Source organism: Paenibacillus motobuensis (assembly GCF_039521865.1).
GTDB classification, from domain to species: domain Bacteria; phylum Bacillota; class Bacilli; order Paenibacillales; family Paenibacillaceae; genus Fontibacillus; species Fontibacillus motobuensis.
On sequence record NZ_BAAACX010000018.1, the window covers coordinates 115677 to 135208 of the forward strand.

The following is a 19532-nucleotide window of genomic DNA, read 5'->3' on the forward strand; positions in this document are numbered from 1 at the left end:
GCATGCGGCTCCTTCTTGAATCATGGCAAGTAGAACACTTGCTTCAAGTTTTTAGCCACGGGGCTGTTGTCGGGGTTGGACTTCATAATGGGGGCCATGTAAGCCCACCATTTTTTGCAGATGTCTGTCTCTGCGATTTTATCGAAATCGGCTTTATTCTCAACCTCCAGATAAGCGAACAGGGTATCGGCCTCCTGGTCGAGGAAGATCGAGTAGTTGGAAGCGCCGTGTTCCTTCAGGGTCTGCTTCATGTCCGGCCATAGCTGATTATGGCGTTTGTGATATTCAAATTGATTTCCTGGATGTAAATACATGATGAATGCGATTCGTTCCATGACTGATGATGTCCTCCTCTCGATGTAATTTCGTTGAACGAATGATGATCCGGACCAAGGCAGCCGGAAAGTTCAACTTCTATAGTTAATGACTCTATCGCTTGAGAAGTACCCTCTCTTCATGCAGCATTCTATAATAAGGGCGTGCATTCTTTATAAGTTGATCACCACAATCGCCAGCACACCCAGCGAGATGCCGATCCGGCCCAATCGGCTGAGCTTCTCTCGAAAGATAAGTACCGAGCATAAGGTAATCGACACAATAATGCTTCCCTGCACGAGCGGAAATAGATATGAGCTGGGCGCCACTCCGGCCAAATAGGTGATAATCAGATTGCCGATCAGCGAAGTAGCAGCCAGCAGCAGGATCGGCACTATATTTTGATACAGCAAGGCGCTCTCCTGAGATAGGGAGATGCGTCCTTTTTTATTCCCTGTAACGACCAGCACGGTATAAGCTAATGTATAGAACAGACAAGCGAAGCAGAAGCCGACAAGCATCAGCCCCTTGGACTCGGTGCCCTCCATTCTGAATTGATGGAACCGTTGAATAACTGCTAACATGCCGTTACATAAGAAGGTTAACAGGCAGTACAACTTCCACCTCGATCTCCCCCTATCCCTCCCTGTATCTACATGGCCCCTCGGTTCGCCATTGTCCGGATTAATATTAATGAAATAAAAGGCGGCCAGGAATAGCAGCACCGCCACGGCGACCGCGAGCTTCAGCGCTTCGCCGAAGGCTGCGATGCCTGTGAGCGCCGGGATAATCATGCTAGCCGAGAAGTAGAAGGCCGTGTAAGAGAGCGGCCCTGCGCTGATCGCCAGATTATAGAAGATGATCGTCAGCGTGAAGCAAAGTCCAAACATGATTCCTAACACCCATGTATTAGCGCTAACCTGCCGAATATCGGGCTGAGCAAGACTGAACAGCAGCAATCCCGCAGACGCGATCAGTGTAAACCCGGCATTGATAAGCAGTCTGTCTCGTAAATGCTGTGCCCTGATCAGCTTCATAGATAGCGTCTGCCCTGCGAACAGTAGAATGGCGACAACAATAAGTAGAATGTTCAACCCTAGACCCTCCAGTAACAATTCACGGTAATCAGCAAGCCGGGGGTGGTGTATACGTACTATCAACAGTCCAGCTTACACAGTAAAGACAGTATATGCGGCGGGTCTCTGTTCGTAAACGATCATCATTTAAGCTGGGCATTCATTTTTTAAGATTATAAATTTTGAGTGTCGGAATTAAATAACGGCGATTTACGGAACGGCAAGCGGCCTCTTATGATTAGGGCAGGTTATCGTCGACAGATAGCAGCCTCATTCATTTACAACAGGAGGGGACAAATTTGTTAATAGCCAAGAAGCAGCGAGTTCCTGCGGGTACAACCCATACGAAGACGGCAGCAGGCAGGAATTATAAATGGCTGATGGTGAAACGCAACAAGGCGCTATACTTATTTATACTACCGGCATTTTTATACTTTTTTATATTTGCTTATATTCCAATGTATGGCGTGCAGATCGCATTCAAGGATTTTATCGCCACGAAGGGCTTCGGAGGCAGTCCGTGGGCTGATCCCCTATTTAAGCATTTTATAACCTTCTTCAGCTCGGTGCGGTTCGGTGAAATATTCTGGAATACAATCCGGATCTCCCTGTATTATTTGCTTATCAGCTTCCCGGCTCCGATTATACTGGCGCTGATGATCAACGAGGTTCGCGGCACCCGGTTCAAGAAGCTGGTGCAGAATGTTACGTATATGCCCTACTTCATCTCCACCGTCGTTCTGGTAGGCATGATCGACCTGTTCTTCTCCAACTCAGGGCTGGTCAACCAACTGACAGGGATGTTCGGTCTCGAACCAGTACTATTTCTGCAAAAGGAAGCGCTATTCGATCATATGTATGTATGGTCAGGCGTGTGGCAGGCGACAGGGTACGGCTCGGTCATCTATTTCGCGGCGCTGGCCGGAGTATCGCCCGAGCTGCATGAAGCGGCTACGATCGACGGGGCGACTCGCCTACAGCGGGTCATACACGTCAATATTCCGGCGATTATGCCAACGATCATTATAATGCTGATTATCAGTGTCGGCGGGATTATGAACCTGAGCTTCGAGAAGGTACTGCTGATGCAGAAGGATATCAATATCGCCAGCTCGGAGGTAATCTCCACCTACGTGTACAAGCTGGGGATTCAGAAGGCGCAATACAGTTTATCGTCTGCGGTCGGCCTGTTCAACAATCTCATCAATCTGGCTCTGCTCATCATGGTTAATAGAATTGCCCGCAAAGTCGGCGAGACATCATTGTGGTAGGGAGGAGATTTTGTGCAAGTACAAGAGACGAAGGCCGATAAGCTGTTCAATACGACGAATCTCGTTATTCTGGTTGTAATTTTGCTGCTCACGTTGTATCCGTTATGGTTTATTGTAAGCGCTTCTATTAGCAATCCGGACCTGGTCAATTCCGGCAAAATGCTGTTATGGCCCAAGGAGATCTCCTTTGCCGGCTATAAGAGCATCTTCCATGACAACAGCATCCTTAGAGGATACTTCAACACGATTCTCTATACGGCTGGCGGAACGGCAATCAATGTCATTGTGACCGTGCTGGCGGGATATGCGCTGTCGCGCAAAGATTTTATAGGAAATAAATTTTTTACCATTATGTTCCTCATTACGATGTTCTTCTCCGGCGGTCTCATTCCGACATTTATGACGGTGAAGAGCGTAGGACTGTACAACTCGCCCTGGGTGATGGTCATACTGGGGGCGACATCCATGACCAACATTATTATTACGAGGACCTTCTTCCAGACGACGATTCCAACAGAGGTTCAGGAAGCGGCGCAGATCGACGGCTGCTCCAACATCCGCTTGTTCCTGCAGGTCGTGCTCCCGCTATCTTCGGCAATCGTAGCGGTAATGGCATTGTTCAGCGCTGTCGCTCACTGGAACGGTTACTTCACCGCCCTGATCTACATCCGTGATGAGCAGTGGCAGCCGCTGCAGATTGTGCTGCGCGAGACGCTGCTGAAGAGTCAATTCAACGCTAATCTGCTGCAGCAGGGCGGTGATACGGCAGGACTGCTGCAGGAGGAGCTGCGGGCGGCCGAGCAGATCAAGTATGCGCTGATCGTGATTGCGTCTTTGCCGGTGATGGCGATGTACCCTTTTGTCCAGAAGTATTTTGTCAAAGGGGTCACGCTTGGATCGGTCAAAGGCTGACAATATAAACATAAATAGAGGAGGAGCAAGGAATGAAAAGAGGGGTAAAAACAAGAAGCTTCGCAGGGTTCATGGTCATGATACTGGTGTTCGCCTCCATGATGGGCTGCTCGACATTGACCAATTCGGCTAATTCGGGCAATGGGACGAAGAATAATTCCTCAGCCTCGAACAACAAAGGGGCGGCGGATGCAGGGCCGGATTACTTGAATCCGGTCGGTGAATATCCGATTACGAAGGATAAAATTACGCTGACGGTGATGGGCAAGAAGGACCCGGGCGGCACCGAATGGAGCGAGCTTGCGATCTTCAAACGGTTGGCGGAGAAGACAAACATTGATCTGAAGTTCGAGCTGGCTGAGGGCGACACCTTCAACGAGAAGAAGAATATTGCGCTGGTTGGCGGGGAATATGCCGACATTATCTTGAGAGGCGCAGAGAAGACCGATGAAGAGACCTATGGCCCGCAGGGGATCTTCCTCGACCTGACCGATCTGATCGATAAGTATGCACCGAATATTAAGGCGCTGCTCGAGAAGGAGCCGGCTGTCCGTGCCGCTGTTACTTCGATGGATGGGAAAATCTACGGTCTGCCTTACTATTTCAAGACGGCGACTACACAGGGGCATCTTAGCTTTTTTGATTCACAGTGGATGAAGAATGTCGGTACCCGGACCCCTCCGACGACGACGGATGAGCTCTATACGATGCTGAAGGCGTTCAAGGAGCAGGATGCGAACGGAAACGGCGACCCGAATGACGAAATTCCGTTCTCCGGTGTCGGCCTGATCGCGATGCAAAACCTGCTGATCCCTGCGTTCACCGGAATGACCGGCGGCATCGGCTTCGATGTCAATGATGCGGGCGAAGTAGTCTATGTTCCGGCGATGCCCGAGTATAAAGAGTTCCTGGCCTACGCCAACAAGCTATATAAAGAGGGCCTGATCGACCGGGAATTCTCTACCCAGACTTCCCAGCAGTGGCAGGCGAAGGTGAAGGGCGGATTGGTCGGCGTATACAACGCTTCTCCGACCCTGCTTGACCCTGAGACGACAAAGACGGAGCAGCTTAGTCTGGTTCCGCTCATCTCATCGACGAATGATAAGCGAGTTGTGAAGACGCCGGATAATCTGTACACCAGCCGCGCTGTCATTACGAATAAATGCAAATATCCGGAGGCCGCGATCCGACTGCTCGATATGTTCTATGCAACAGAGGAGAACGCAGTAGATGGCTTCTATGGCAATACAGTCTTCCTGGGCTATGAAGACGAGCATTGGAAGTACACGGATGACACTAAGACCAAGTATGAATGGATTCCGCCGATCACAGGCTTCGGCGATATTAATAAATCAGTCTCCGTTAACATGGAGCTGCCTGGGCTGCTGGACTTCACGGCTATCCCGGCGAATTATCCTCTAATGGAGATGAAGGTGAATCAGGTCAATCAGAATCAGGTTCCGTATTATCGAGATGCATATCCGGTTAACGCCCGCTTCACGACGAAGGAATCAGAGAGAGGGAATGTCATCGAGAATGATCTGTTCTCTTATGTCAACCTAATGACAACGAAGTTCATTATTGGCGAGGAGAGTCTGGATAACTTCAACAGCTATATTGGGACACTGGATAAAATGGGGCTGCCGGAGCTGATGGAGATTAAAACGGCGGCACTGCAAAGGTGGAACGAAGCGATAAAATAATCAAGTATTCTATCGGAATGACGGAGGGATACCTGTGATCTATCATATCGACTCGATCGATGAATTAATGGCCTTGCCGATGGAGGGGCTGCAGAACGGCGATACCGCCGTTCTGTCCGTCCAGCCTGACCGCGTTGGGTCAGGCGGATTCGCTGCAAGGCTGCAGTGGCAGCCAGATTGCACGTTAAGCCATAACGGCGGAACGGTGGTTGCGCCTGAGTCTGCGCAGCGCGTTGGTGAGGCTATGCCTGTAGGACGGGAGGGTGCCGGGATGGCTGGGGGGCCTCCTGGTCAGGCAAGCGTTCATACCACCCCTGGAAGATGGCGGCTGCTTCATGGCGGTGTAGGCGATTTCCGCTATTTTGGTATCTTTGGCCCCGAGCGGCCTGCTGATCATGCGCTTGAGGCGATGGTTAATGATCCGGAGATCAAGCGTATTGAGGCCTATACCGATCTGCGCTTTACGAAGCGCCACAAATTTCACCGCAGCGGGCTGGAGCTGGACTTCAACAACTGCACGGTTACTGCGGATGGCATCGAGCCCGCACAGCCTAATGATCCTTTCGGCGCTATTATGCATTTCTGCGGCAGACTTACCGGGAGCACACAGCAGTTAACACTGACCGAGCCGCTGCGGGAGTTGGAGGATATCTTCGAGGTTGCGGATAGCAGCGCCTTCCGGCCGTACGACTGGTGGGTGGTGATGGTAAACCCTTTGGCCGGCAAGGAAGAGAAGGAGATCGATAAGCTGCTGATGGTGACGGAGGTTATCGATGCGACACATGTACGGCTCAACTATAAAATGGGCTGGGAGCTTGCCGAAGGACGCATTCTTACTTATCAGAAAGTCGAACCTGTCCACCACATCCATGTACGCAATATGGTGTTCTGGGGCAATACCGGAGGCGAGAAGCAAGGAGCCCAGCCGTTAGCGCTCGAATATGCGGTGGAGTGCAACGCCTCCGGGCTTAAGGCTTATCATACCTATTGGCCCGTCATTATGCGCAGGCACAATACCCATTATGTGACCGAGGGCTGCACGCTTGTTAATCCCGTTGAGGTCATCGTAGGCGGTACGGGTTATTTAACGCAGCAGATTCATTGCCTGTATGGCAGGGTACGTGACTGTACGACCAGCAATGCGCGTCATCTGAATGACTTTACAGGAAGCGCCTATTGTATGGTCGAGAACTGCCATGGCGACGGCGACTATCATGGCGCCTTCGTCACGCATGGCCAATTCGAGCATGATTTGACCTACGTTGGAAATTCCGGTTTGATCTCCTTTGCTAACAGCGGACCGACATGGGGGGAGAGCGCCAGAAGAATTGCTGTGAAGCGGCACTCCGGCTGCTGGATGATCGCCCGCGCCAAGGTTTCCGACCTGACGCTCGAGGATGTGCATATCGTGAAGACGCAGAATTATCCGCAGTGCGGTACGATGCTGATTAATGCCGATGGCGTGCAAATCCGCGGCTGCACTGCCGATAAGCTGATTTTTACGCAGCGGAGTTCGCGTTCCCGGCGCCCGAATGTTGTTCAGGACTGCGCCTTCGCGGATGGAATTGAGATTGCGCGCCAGGGGGCGCAGGTGGTAACGAACAAAATTATGATTCGGGACGAATTGTAGAATTAGCAGATTTCATGCTTACTCATGAGGAATCATTCATATCAGGACTTGAGGAGAGGGTTGCATCATGGCAAAAATTACGTTGGCTCTGGTTGGAGCAGGTGAACGGGGGCAGTTCTCTTATGCTCCTTACGCCAGAACACATGAATATGAGCTTGAATTTGTGGCAGTGGCCGATCCCAATGAGGGCAGACGTGCGTCATTCCAGAAGGAATATCATATTAAGGATGAGATGGCGTTCGCTTCAGGCGAGCAGTTCTTCGTCCAACCGAAGCTGGCGGATGCGGTGTTGATCTGCACTCAGGATAACCAGCATTTCGATTACGCCTGTCAGGCGATTCGCAAGGGCTATATCATTATGCTGGAGAAGCCGATATCTCCCAATTTGCAGGAATGTCTGGAGCTGCAGAGACTTGCGGAGGAGTATGGAACGACGATTGTGGTATGCCATGTTCTGCGTTATACGAAATTTTATCGCAAAATGAAGGAGCTGATCGACAGAAGAGTCATCGGCGACATCGTCTCCGTGATGCACGCGGAGAATGTAGCGTATTGGCATTATGCGCACAGCTATGTACGCGGCAATTGGCATGTGACGGCCGATTCCTCGCCAATGATTCTGGCCAAATGCTGCCATGACATGGACATCCTCGCTTGGCTGCTGGATTCGAAATGCAGTACCGTGTCCTCCTTCGGCGATCTGAAGTATTTCAAGAAGGAGAACGCACCTGAAGGCTCGCCGGAGCGTTGTACCGATGGATGCAGTCATAGCGGCACCTGCCCGTATTATGCGCCGGACATTTATCTGACCGAAGACACCAGCTGGCCGACCTCCTGCCTTGGCTCGGATATGAGCTACGAAGCGAGGAAGCGGGCATTGATGGAGGGGCCCTATGGCAAATGCGTATTCCATAACGATAATGATGTAGTTGATCACCAGGTTGCGAACCTGCTGTTCGATAACGGAGTAACTGTGGCTTTTACCATGTGCGCCTTCACGAACGATTGCGACAGGACGATGAAATTCATGGGAACGAAGGGGGAGATCCGGGCCTCGATGGAGAAGAACGTGATCGAGGTTACGGAATTCGCAACCGGTACGATGAATGAATACAGGATCAATCCGGGCAGCGCCAAGCACAGTGGCGGAGATGAAGGCATCATGGAGGAACTGGTCGCGATTATCAAGGGGGAGAGGGATAACACCAATCTGATCCAGCAATCGGTTCACAGCCATGTGATGGCCTTCGCCGTCGAGGAGTCGCGCCTGACCGGGAGAACCGTTCAAATCGCTGATTTCGTGAAGCGGGTGATGGACGCTCAACAAGTGAGTGTGTAGCTATATTTATTTCAGAAACATAGGGGACCGCCATTTCTACACTAGAATTGTGGAGATGGCGGTCCCTTTCTTCAGCAACAGCAATAGATGCAGCATTCGAAGCTATGGCTCATTCCGGCTATCCTTATGTTCCAGCCGATAATCGCCCGGCGTTATGCCCTCGTATTTTCTGAACAGTCGTGTAATGCCGACTTCGCTGGCATACCCCAATTGTAAGGCAATCTCCCTTATAGACAGATCCGTCTTGACGAGCAGTTCCTTAGCTCTGCCCAGCATATGCTTGGCGATATAATCTTTGATATTTTCATGCTTATACTTCTTAAATACATTGGAAATATACTGGGGCGTTACCTCGAATTCCTGCGACAAACGATTCAAATCAAGCCAGTGCTCTCCGGCGTTCTCATCGATATATTCGGCAATCTGCTGAACCAGCTTCTCCGTTTTACTGATCACTCGATGCTCCGACAGCTGAGCGATGTTGTCGATCATATTGAGGAACCGCCGCTTGGCCACATCGAGTGAAGCATGGTCAATCATCTGCTCAATGATCCGTTCATCGGTCACAGGATCATCTCCTTTGGTGACAAGGGAGAAATTCATCACCTTCAGCAGAGTGGAGGCAATCTCGTAGAGCAGCAGCTTGGCTGCTCCGACCCCGATATTTTTGGATGTATTAATCTCAAAGATGGTATTCAGGAACTCCTTGGCCTCTTCGTATTGCCCTCTCTTCAGCAGTTCAATGAGCTGATGCTCTGTCTCCATCGAATAATAATAGTCAAAGTGCAGATGGCCCAGATCACCGAAGCAGACGGTCTCATATACATCCCGCAGCTTGCTGTACTCCAGCGCCTTCTTGGCTTCGTCATAGCAATTCTGCAGATTGACTAGCCGTGAATGAGGAGTACTGATGCCTAGGTTCAAATTCAGTCGATAATGCTTGGCGGCAAATTGGATCAACGTATTCGCCTGCTTCCTGGCCATTGCGACAGCTTCAGCAGGATCGAGACCTTCACGCAGATTAAGCAGGTAGATCGATTGATTGCGGCCGGCGTCGAGGAAATAGCATATGAAATACTCGCTCATCAGCTCGCAGCCGACATTCTCCGCTACGACGCGTGTAAGCGACAGGCTCTTCTCTGACAGATTGGCATGGTCCATAAAAAATGAGCTGTCCATATCGATCTCCAGAGCGCCGATTAGGAAGGTATCACTAGCGAAAAGGATGCCAATCGAGGAGATCTGCTGAGCGGCCTCATCATAATTCGTCATCATGCCCCGGATTAAGTTCAGTAGATAATCGCGCCGTACGATGGGAATTTGCTTCTCAATCACCTCATTCAGCTCTTTGCCGTTCCTGATTTGGTCGAGCAGCGTATTCTTAATATTCTCGTATTCGTTCCTGCTGTCTCCTGGAGCTTGAGCATGCGATTGGATCAGATCATTGATCTCCTTCAGTGGCTTATAGCTGCGTTTGGCCAGGAAGCGGACGATGAACAGCCCTCCGATCAGATAGATGAGGAAAATAGCGATAAAATTCATTAAGTATTTTGTATTCTCTTTGAAGTACAGGCTATTTGGTGTGGAAGAGATATATTTCCATCCATTCTTCTCAGATACGACCTTATTGATAATTTCTTCATGCGAGCTCCTGCCATTTACCACCTCGTCTATCTTCTGCATATCGATTCCTGGTGCATTGGCCGAGCTGATGATCAGGCGGTTGTTCTCATCCAGGATATACACATCCGAATTAGTGACCTGGCGCATCTGATTGACGAGGGTGAACATATTCTGAGCATCGATCAGGAAGATGACCTGTCCCAGAGGCTCAGAGCTTGTCGTCATCGGGAACGACTGGATATAGGGCAGCACCTCAATTGTGGTGCTCTCATATTGATTCATTGTCTGAATGGTCATATATTCCTGAAAATGATTACCGTGCAAATAGTCCTTGGCGAAGGTTGCATAATCCAGCTCCTTGAATTCGTACATCAGATGGAAGAACTTCCGGGCATCCATCTGAATATTAGGCGTAACAATCTCATCTGTACGATTCATATAGACGAAATAGTCGAACAGAAGCTCACGAGGTTTTCTTTTACTAGCCATGTCCTTCATCAGCTCGGTGTAGCTGTCTGTAGCCCCTTTGGCAGCAAGCTCCAGCTTTTTATTGAATACAATCTCATTGCTCAACTCGCCTATATAGAGAAGGTCGTCCTCGATTCCCGTCTTAAGCTGATTCAGCAGAGTCACGGTGGATAGCTCGGTCTGCTTCGTAATCCGCTGGTTGATCTCGGCATAGTAGACGAACGCGCTTGAGAGCGTAAGAATTAAGATGGAGACATAAGATAAGACGAAGATGATATAGACGCTATTCTTCTTTTTGAATCTCGGCTTGTAGGACTGGAACAATGGCTCACTTCCTAGTGTAAAATATTTAAATCAGAATCAAATTTAGCGTACCATGCTTTTAAAGCGTTTTCAAAGCATTAAGTTATGCATCTTAATCTATTATTGCTAGGGTGTAAATATATATTTTTTCTGAATGATACAAATACAGGGGCTTCATCGTTACTTCTCATGAAGAGAGGAAAGGGAAGAGCCTCAGCTTCTACGTAGAGTGGAACAGGCGCGATGTGTTTTTTAATTACAGTGCGGATACAGATACGCCACAGAATAAGTAATTGTTTGATAGATATAGAAGATTCTTCTGTTACAGGAGAATCTTTTTTGTTTTAAAATAGAGATAACTTTTACGGTTATAGGAGAGGATTAGGATGTTCCTGATGAAGCGGAGTCTGTTCGCCAAGATCCTGCTAAGTATGCTGATTACGACGACAGTTCCCTTGTTAATCACCAATTATATGTCCTATCATACGATCGGGCGTGCGGTCCAAGAGCAGTTGGTCGAATTGAATCAGAGCTCTATGGCAATCAAGATGTCGGGCATCACGAAGTATATTCATGACGTATCACTGCTCTCCTATACGTATTATGGAGACCCTGAGTTAATGCGGCTCCTGACCAAGAGGGAGACGCAGACCCCGGCGGAATCCGTATATATCAAGCAGAGAATAGGGCGGAACTACGCGGCCTTTCCGGAGATCAGGTCGATCGTCTACAAGAGTGCATTGACGAACAAGCCTTTCATCGTTAAATCCGATCTCAATGAGCGTATCCCAATGCCAGACTTTTCCGAACAGCCTCAGGCTGTAGAGGAAGGCGGTGAATTCAGTCAGGAATATTCGGTTGTGGAGTGGGGCGGAGAGAGAAGACTGCGGATTAACAAGACCTTCATCGACACGTCGAACCGGGAACTGCTCGGGATGACGACGATGATTGTACGGGATGCGGAATTGAAGCAGCTGGCCAATCCTCTAGGAACTGATGAAGATAGCAGGACTTATATTTTCCTTCAGGATGATCTGCAGCTATTGTATGCGACACCGGGTCCAGATGAAGATCAGGATTGGATAGAGCGGCTGCGCGAAGAACCCAGAGCGGTCAAGGGACTGATCAATGATCCGAAGGGAATATACATCTACTATAAGGATGATGCTTATAATCTTCCGATTACCCTGGTCCGGTTCATCCCTCAAGCGGTTATTGACCAGGCGGGGAAGAAGGCGCTGAACGAATCCTTCACCATTCAGTTGATTGTAACCGTGTTCATCACGGTGATGGCGGGTCTGATCTCGTACTTCATGCTGTTCCGGATTAAGCGGATTCTCAGGCATATTAAGCATATCCAGATGGGTAATTTCGATATCCAGGCGAATTCGACAAGATCGGACGAGCTGGGCGTTCTGGAGGACCGGTTCCAGGAAATGATTAAGCAGCTTGATATCCTCTGGAATCAGCAGTATCGCTACCAGCTAGAGGTCTCGACGGCCCGTCTGAAAATGCTGCAGGCCCAGATTAATCCTCATTTTCTGTTCAATACGCTGCAATCAATCGGCTCGCTCGCTATTAAGAAGAATGCGCCGGAGGTCAGCGATAAGCTAGCAGAGCTAGGGGCGATGTTCCGCTATAGTATGGATATCGATACGGAGGAGGTTCGTCTTCAGGACGAACTGGAGCACTTGAATTACTATATTTCGTTGCAGATTGGTAGATATCAAGATAGGATACAGTTCAAGCAGAGTTGTCAGGAGGAAGCGCTAGGCATCCCTGTTCCCAAGATGGTGCTGCAGCCGCTCGTTGAGAACAGCATTGTTCATGGCATTGAGAGGGGCGAAGGTATCGGCGAGATACATGTAGAGATTGAGGCGGCTGAGAAGCTAATCATACGTGTTATTGATAACGGGCGCGGCTTCAGTGAAGAGACGATCCGGGAGATTCGCGATCAATATTCGGAACAGTTGATCCAGCAAGAATCCCGTTCAAGAATTGGTCTGATCAATGTATTCAAGCGCCTGCAATTATATTGTGGGGAGGGCTTCGTCTGGAGTATCGAGAGCGAGCCTTACATCCGCACGACGGTAACCTTGGAAATCCCTTATCAGCATGGGAGTTGAACTAAGGAAGAACATCAGTACAATCTTTAGTTCAACTTATACAGAAGAAGGAGTGTGAAGAAGATGAAAGTGTTGATCGTGGATGATGAACAGCCTGTTCGGGAGAGTGTAGAGCTGTCCATCAAATGGGCCAAGCACGACATTTCTGAGATATATATGGCTGGAGACGGAATAGAGGCCCTGGACATCGTCCGTCGGGAGGCTCCGGAATTGATTATATGCGATATGAGTATGCCACGTATGGATGGGATTGGCTTTCTTGAAGCCCTGCGTGAGGAGGGCTGGGATTCTAAAGTCATCGTATTGAGCGGCTACCAGGAATTCCGTTATGCCCGGGCTACTCTACTGGCAGATGGTGTGGATTATTTACTGAAGCCCTTCAAGATCGACGATTTGGATAAGGCCATTGCCCGGGCCGTCCTGTCTATTCTGGAGAGCAAGCAGAATAAGAGCGAGGAGTGGAAAAGGAGCCATCAGGTAAATGAGGCGCAGGTGCTGCTCAATGAACAGAAGATGGTGACTTATCTGCAGAGCGAGACGGTGAATCACGAAGGAGTCCGTCAATTGCTCACAGAGGAGGGCTTCCCGCTGGAAGACTTCTATATCCTGCTGTTCTTGCCCAGGAATGCTGGCGAGGTCGTCGATCGGCAATTCATGGGGGACGAGTCGTTACTATTGTTCTCAGTCAGGAACATTTTGCGCGATGTACTGAATCCGCTGACCCATTCCTATTTCTTCCGGATGGAATCCTTCCTCTGCGTACTTACAGTAGGGAATATTTCAGCTGCCGAGATGGACTATTATCGTCGGAAGCTGGAGGAGTCCTGGATGTCCACCATCCGAATGGAGACCTTCTCAGGGTTCTCCCGGCAGAAGTTCGGCTATAGAGATATTCTGACCGGATTGAAGGAGGCGAAGACGGAAATTCTGAAGTCTAATGTGCTTGACGGGCAGCGGATAGAGGATGATCAGCGGCGAACGCCTAGCCTCATGGATAACGAATTACTGGTGCTGGAGGCGTTGAAGAAGCAGGACAAAGAGTATTTGGGAGAATTGATCCGCTCCTTTGTACTGGAACTGCGGGCTAGGGGCTATTTATCGTTAAAAGAACTGCAGCATTATACCATCGAGGCTAATTTGCTCATTATGCGTATTTCCCGGCAGCTTGAGCTGGAGCAGCATATCGAGCCTTTATCGCTGTGGATTAGCGATCTGGAAGAATGGGAGAAGGCCTTGACACATACCTTCTGGATGATGATTGAATCGGAGGGGGAGAATCTAGCCTCGTTGCGCAGCATTCATGCGATCCGGCATTATATTGAATCCCATCTTGGCGAGGACATTAGTCTGACTCTGCTAGCTGACAGGTTCTATTTCAGTCCGCAATATATCTCCAAGAAGTTCAAGGAGAACTATGATATGACGATCATGAACTATCTGACGCAGCTGCGGATGGACAAGGCCAAGTCTCTGCTTAGTCATTCGGAGATTAGCATTATCGAGATATCTCAGCTTGTAGGCTATGAGGATGATAATTACTTCGGCAAAGTGTTCAGGAAGCATGTCGGGGAGTCTCCCTCTCAATATCGCAAGAAGCAGCAGGAACGTTAATCGCCCGGAATGATTCAGATTTTACCTATACTGGCGAAGAGTTTACCTATTGGAGACCGATCTTGTCGAAATATAATTGACTTAGCAGCAGCAAGGGAACGATAGCTTGAAAACGTTGTCAAAGCAATAGGGCAAACGTTCCAACTATTGTCTCTAAAGGAATCTGCTCACAATGAAACGATCTGGTCAAAAATATCTAACGGGGGCGAAAGCATGAAGAAGACAAAAAAAGCATTTGGTTTCCTGGCGATGATGGTATTGATCGCATCTCTCGTCGCTTGTGGCGGCAAGACAAATAGCAATTCCGCAAATTCAGGCACAGACACGAACTCTTCGAATACATCCGGAGGTACGGAGAAGCAAGCGAAGATCTCTCTCTTCCAGAGCAAGGTTGAGATTGCTGAAGCGTTGGAGGAGCTGGCCAACAAATACAAAGAAGAGACTGGGAACGAGGTTGAGGTTTGGGGTTCGGCTGGTGATGCTTACATCACTCAACTACAAGCGAAACTAGCCGCTAAGGAAGGACCTACGATCTTCAGTATAGCGTCCGGGGCGGAGGCGGAGAAATTTAAATCCTACTATTACGACATGAGCAATGAGAGCTATGTTAAAAATATTGCGCCTAATATGGCGCTGGAAGTAGATAACAAGGTTGTCGGCGTTCCGATAGGGGTTGAAGGCTTCGGTCTGGTGTACAACAAGAGTCTGGTTGATCCGAAGGACGTAACCGATCTCGCTTCCTTTACGAGCAAGATGGAGAGCTTGAAGGCAGAGGGAATTAACGGGCTGAGCCTGTCCCAAGAAGCTTACTTCCTGATCGGACATATTCTGAATACACCATTTGCCCTTCAGGCAGATCCGATTGATTTTATCAATAAGCTGAACAATGGCGAAGTCAAGATGGCCGACACGAAGGAATTCCAGGAATTCGCCAAGTTTATGGAAGTGATTAGACAGAATTCTGTGAATCCGATGGAAGTTACTTATGATACACAGATGGGTGACTTTGCGACGGGCAAGACGGCAATGGTACACCAAGGCAACTGGAGCTATGGTATGCTGGCGGATTATGGTGATCTCGACATCGGTATGACAGCGTTGCCGATCGCTGGCAATAACAAGCTGTCTGTCGATATTCCAGGCGGTTGGGTTATCAACAATGGGGCGAAGCCGGAGGAGATCAAGGCGGCTAACGCGTTCCTGGATTGGGTCTATAACAGTGAGACCGGTAAGGATACGATCGTGAATAAATTCAAGTTTATTCCGGCAATGACCAATATCGAAGCAGACGGACTGGACCCATTGTCTCAAGCTGTATTCGAGGCAACGAAGAGTGGAAATACCATTCCGTGGGCGATGAACTACTTCCCGCAAGGCATTATCGTGAATGATCTGACACCAGTAACCTCTGAATTCTTCCTGGACAATGGTATGACCGGTGAGCAGTATTTGAAGAATCTGGATGATGCATGGGCAAAAGCCGCTAAGTAATCGATTTGAACAGCGTGGATGAGACACTAAAAGTATGTTGAACTACCTCTAAAAAGCCTAGCCTATCCCCTAGTGTTAGGCTTTTGTGTTTCATCATCCCCGTTTCAAATTAGACTGAACTGGAGAGGGCGTGTGGTAATGAAAAGAAAAGACAAACTTTGGTTCGGGTTATTTACGATGCCCTTGTTCACCATCTTTACGATCGTCGTCATTATTCCGTTTATTATCGGGATTGCCTATTCATTCATTAGCTGGGATGGAATCTCGGCTAACCCGAAAGTATTTGTCGGTCTGGATAACTACGCAACGATATTCCAGGATGAGCGGTTCTTCTCTTCCGCAGGGCATACCCTTAAGTTCACACTGTTAGCACTCGTTAGTGTGAATCTGCTGGGCTTAACCTTCTCATTGTTGGTTACAAACGGGCTGCGCACTAGCAAGCTGGCGCGTACCTTCTTCTTTATGCCGAATCTGATCGGCGGATTGATCCTCGGTTACATCTGGAAGTTCATCTTCACGGATGCGTTCAAGTTCCTCGGTGGCAAGACCGGGCTTGAAGGGATATTCTTCAACTGGCTGATCAACCCTAACTTCGCTTTATATGCTCTAGTCATCGTATTTACCTGGCAGATGGCCGGATATACGATGATCATCTACATCGCCGGGATTCAAGGAATTCCTGACGAACTGCTGGAGGCAGCTAAGGTGGATGGCGCGAATATCTGGCACAGGCTGACGAAGATCACCTTCCCGCTGCTTATGCCATCCTTCACGATCTGCTTCTTCATGACGCTATCTGGTGCGTTCAAGATTTATGACGTGAACTTGAGCTTAACGAACGGCGGACCGGTTCATTCGACGGAAATGTTCGCGATGAACATCTTCAATGAGATCTTCGGCTATGGCCGCTATGGAGTCGGTCAGGCGAAGGCGATCCTGTTCTTCTTGATCGTGGCCCTGGTGACATTGACGCAGGTAATCATCACGAAGAAGAAAGAGGTGCAGATGTAATGAGACGAACTAGCAGAGCAATCAGCTCCATTCTGTTGGCCCTTCTTGCACTCCTGTTCCTGTCGCCGATTTACATTATGCTCGTGAACTCCTTCAAGACGCGGGCAGAATTGTATAATAATGCGCTGGCATTGCCGGAATCCTTCAGCCTTCAATATTTTGAAGCAGCGATGAAGAAGATGAATTTCCTAACGGTTCTGGGCAACTCGACCTTCGTCACCGTGATGACTGTGATCTTCGTGGTTGTTCTTGCCTCCATGACCGCATGGATGCTGGTCAGAACCGATAATAAACTAAGCAAGCTGATGTTCATGGCGTTTATCTCGACGATGCTGATTCCATTCCAGACGCTGATGATGCCGTTGATGCAAGTGATGGACTGGATTCGCACCTACCTTCATATTCCGATGCTGAACACACATGGTGGACTGATCTTCATGAATATCGGCTTCCACGCCAGTATCGCCGTATTTCTGTACCATGGATTCATTAAGTCGATTCCGATTGCGTTGGAAGAGGCGGCGACGTTAGATGGCTGCAGCAAGTTCGGCGTGTTCTGGAGAATCGTGTTCCCCATGCTGAAGACGATAACGATTACTGTTGCAATACTGGATGTCATCAGTACGTGGAATGACTATCTGCTGCCCTCCTTGACGCTGTCTGATAAGGGGCTGAGGACGATCCAACTGTCGACGTTCTACTTCTTCGGCGAGTTCACGATCGTCTGGAATCAGGCTATGGCTGGTTTGACCTTGACCATTATTCCTGTCGTCATCTTCTATGCCATCGCCCAGAAATACATTATCAAGGGTATTGCCGAAGGGGCTGTAAAGTAATAGAGGCTGGAGTAGCAAAATGGGTTTGTTCCGTAATAATGCAGGAGGTGTCATATGGCTAGAGAGATCTGTATCATCACGAGAGCTGACGATTGCGGAAGCAATCATTCCGCGAACCTGGGTATCGAGCAGGCGCTGGAAGGTGGAGTATTGAGAAATGTCTCCATTATGGCGACCTGCCCTGCCGTCCGCGAAGCGGCTGAGATGTTCGCAGGGAGGGACGACGTCTGCTTCGGACTGCATTTCGTCTTGAATGCCGAGTGGAACGTTATCAAATGGGGTCCGGTGGCGGACCCTGCATCGGTTCCTTCCTTGATTGAGGCAGACGGTTGGTTCAGTCCGTATCCTCACTACTTCGAGGAGCATCCGCCCGTCATGGCGGAGGTAATGCTTGAACTCGAAGCTCAGTTCGCCAAACTTACAGAATTGGGCTTCCATATCACATATGTCGATACGCATATGGAGCCCGAATTAGCCATCCCTGGCCTTGAGGATGAGCTTCGTGCCTGGTGTTCAGCAAGGGGGTTGATCTATTGGTGGGACTATATATTTCAGAATATAAGCATAAGCGCGAATGATGATGCTGTTATCGAGCACCTTGGGCAGATCGAGACCCTTGGATCAGAGCGATATTTACTCGTGACCCATCCGGCTGTGGACTCGGAGGAGATGAGAACATTAGGCAATGCCTATGAGTCGGGACAGCAAATTGCCAGAACCCGGCAATATGACAGCCTGTTCTGGTCAAATCCGCGACTATCTTCTGAATACAAACATAGGGGGATCAGGCCGATCCGTTATGATGAGGCAGTTGAGCTGAATCTAAGTTAAAAATTTGTCTTTTGAGGCTGAAGCGGGGGTTAAGTGTGGGAGACCGTGGCCAGTGCTTCATTCGTAATCTGTTCAATGTCGACTGGAGATTGTGAGCCTTCACGAACCAGGTCAGGCAGAATTTGATGCAGGAAATAATCGACACAGTGCAGCTTGATCTGTTTGATCTTAATCAGAGCAACACGGTACATCGTGACGAACTCTTTCTCAGTGTTCCCCCGTTGCAACTCAGCAAATGCTTCATAGATTTGATCCATCTTGTCGGCAACCTCAAGGATTTGCCCCTCCACGGAATCATCCTTGCCTTCGCGCAGCTGTCTGCGGAAGATAGCTTGAAATTCCTCAGGTATATGTTCATCAATGAAATGCGCGACCATGCCCTCTTCAACCTGCTGCAGCATCGCCCGCAGTTCCAAGGAATAGTGCTTCACAGGTGTCTTGATATCTCCAATAAAGATCTCACCGTAATCATGGCTGCTCGTAATTTCATAGAGCTTCTTCCAATCTACTGCAACTCCATGGCTCTCCTCAATGTCTGCAAGCGTCTTGGCGTATTGTACGACCTTCCAGGAATGTTCGGATACGCTATGCTCCTGGAATTTGAATCTGCCCGGACAGCGGATAATCCGCTCTAGATCTGTTAACGACTGAAAGTACGTATGGATTCCCATCTATTGCAACATCCCTTTCCTCGAATTCATGTATTATGTGCTGCTGTACGAACAGTATACATCCGGTTTGTTAATGGACCGTTAACTAGGAGTAGAAGTTTATAGATAATGTTTTCTAAATGTAAAGGAGCAGGCCGCTAAATCCCGCGGTGTTGCTTCTTTTGTTTCTTATAGAGGTAGTTCAAAAAGCCCGCTTTTGATCACGAAGTGAATCAAGAAGTAACTCGGCATCGAATCTTGTATTCAGCCGGGTCTAAGCAGATGCTTACGAAGTCATGTTTCCTACGGAAACTTCTCAGGTGCTCACGTACCAAC

15 protein-coding genes are annotated in these 19532 nt (G+C 49.0%); 11 read left to right on the forward strand and 4 right to left on the reverse strand.

Going from position 1 to position 19532, the window contains the following annotated elements; all coding sequences use genetic code 11:
* Window positions 1–20 precede the first annotated feature (20 nt).
* Together rhaM and ABD014_RS19985 are read right to left on the reverse strand one after the other, a co-directional pair.
* The gene (gene rhaM, locus ABD014_RS19980; RefSeq protein WP_343864130.1) at window positions 21–335 is read right to left on the reverse strand and encodes an L-rhamnose mutarotase; all 315 of its coding nucleotides are present in this window, start codon (window positions 333–335) and stop codon (window positions 21–23) included.
* Window positions 336–488: 153 nt separating this feature from the next.
* On the reverse strand, window positions 489–1409 hold the full coding sequence (locus ABD014_RS19985) for a hypothetical protein (protein WP_343864132.1): 921 nt from the start codon (window positions 1407–1409) through the stop codon (window positions 489–491).
* A gap of 287 nt (window positions 1410–1696) precedes the next feature.
* Between ABD014_RS19985 and ABD014_RS19990 the strand changes: the two genes are divergently transcribed.
* The 5 genes from ABD014_RS19990 to ABD014_RS20010 all read left to right on the forward strand — a co-directional run bounded on the left by ABD014_RS19990 (window position 1697) and on the right by ABD014_RS20010 (window position 8246).
* Window positions 1697–2662: an ABC transporter permease gene (locus ABD014_RS19990; RefSeq protein WP_379338692.1), complete on the forward strand. Its 966-nt coding sequence runs from the start codon at window positions 1697–1699 to the stop codon at window positions 2660–2662.
* 12 nt (window positions 2663–2674) lie between these two features.
* Window positions 2675–3574, forward strand: a complete 900-nt coding sequence (locus ABD014_RS19995; protein WP_343864136.1) for a carbohydrate ABC transporter permease — start codon at window positions 2675–2677, stop codon at window positions 3572–3574.
* A 32-nt stretch (window positions 3575–3606) separates the two neighbouring features.
* Window positions 3607–5277, forward strand: a complete 1671-nt coding sequence (locus ABD014_RS20000) for an extracellular solute-binding protein (protein WP_343864138.1) — start codon at window positions 3607–3609, stop codon at window positions 5275–5277.
* A gap of 34 nt (window positions 5278–5311) precedes the next feature.
* On the forward strand, window positions 5312–6907 hold the full coding sequence (locus ABD014_RS20005) for a hypothetical protein (protein WP_343864140.1): 1596 nt from the start codon (window positions 5312–5314) through the stop codon (window positions 6905–6907).
* Between the two features lie 67 nt (window positions 6908–6974).
* Complete coding sequence (locus ABD014_RS20010; RefSeq protein ID WP_343864142.1) at window positions 6975–8246, forward strand: Gfo/Idh/MocA family protein; 1272 nt, start codon at window positions 6975–6977, stop codon at window positions 8244–8246.
* Between the two features lie 102 nt (window positions 8247–8348).
* Here ABD014_RS20010 and ABD014_RS20015 read toward each other — a convergent pair whose 3' ends face one another.
* A complete protein-coding gene (locus ABD014_RS20015) occupies window positions 8349–10661 on the reverse strand; it encodes a helix-turn-helix transcriptional regulator (RefSeq protein ID WP_343864144.1) in 2313 nt (770 codons plus the stop codon).
* Window positions 10662–11026: 365 nt separating this feature from the next.
* On the opposite strand from ABD014_RS20015, the gene ABD014_RS20020 reads away from it, so the two are divergent.
* The 6 genes from ABD014_RS20020 (at window position 11027) to ABD014_RS20045 (ending at window position 18546) form a co-directional block, all read left to right on the forward strand.
* Entirely contained in the window at window positions 11027–12766 is a 1740-nt protein-coding gene (locus ABD014_RS20020; RefSeq protein ID WP_343864146.1) for a sensor histidine kinase, read from the forward strand.
* A 63-nt stretch (window positions 12767–12829) separates the two neighbouring features.
* On the forward strand, window positions 12830–14377 hold the full coding sequence (locus tag ABD014_RS20025) for a response regulator (RefSeq protein ID WP_343864148.1): 1548 nt from the start codon (window positions 12830–12832) through the stop codon (window positions 14375–14377).
* Between the two features lie 213 nt (window positions 14378–14590).
* Window positions 14591–15868, forward strand: coding sequence for a sugar ABC transporter substrate-binding protein (locus ABD014_RS20030; RefSeq protein ID WP_343864150.1), 1278 nt, complete (start codon window positions 14591–14593; stop codon window positions 15866–15868).
* Between the two features lie 138 nt (window positions 15869–16006).
* Window positions 16007–16879 carry a carbohydrate ABC transporter permease gene (locus ABD014_RS20035; protein ID WP_343864152.1) on the forward strand — a complete coding sequence of 291 codons (873 nt, stop codon included), beginning with the start codon at window positions 16007–16009 and terminating at the stop codon, window positions 16877–16879.
* Window positions 16879–17715 (forward strand): carbohydrate ABC transporter permease, encoded by an 837-nt coding sequence (locus ABD014_RS20040; protein WP_126994944.1) that lies wholly within the window; start codon window positions 16879–16881, stop codon window positions 17713–17715. Before ABD014_RS20035 ends, ABD014_RS20040 begins: the two co-directional genes overlap by 1 nt.
* 54 nt (window positions 17716–17769) lie before the next feature.
* A complete protein-coding gene (locus ABD014_RS20045; RefSeq protein WP_343864158.1) occupies window positions 17770–18546 on the forward strand; it encodes a ChbG/HpnK family deacetylase in 777 nt (258 codons plus the stop codon).
* A 29-nt stretch (window positions 18547–18575) separates the two neighbouring features.
* Here the strand turns inward: ABD014_RS20045 and ABD014_RS20050 are convergent, their stop codons facing one another.
* Window positions 18576–19217: a YfbR-like 5'-deoxynucleotidase gene (locus ABD014_RS20050; RefSeq protein WP_343864160.1), complete on the reverse strand. Its 642-nt coding sequence runs from the start codon at window positions 19215–19217 to the stop codon at window positions 18576–18578.
* Between the last annotated feature and the right edge of the window lie 315 nt (window positions 19218–19532).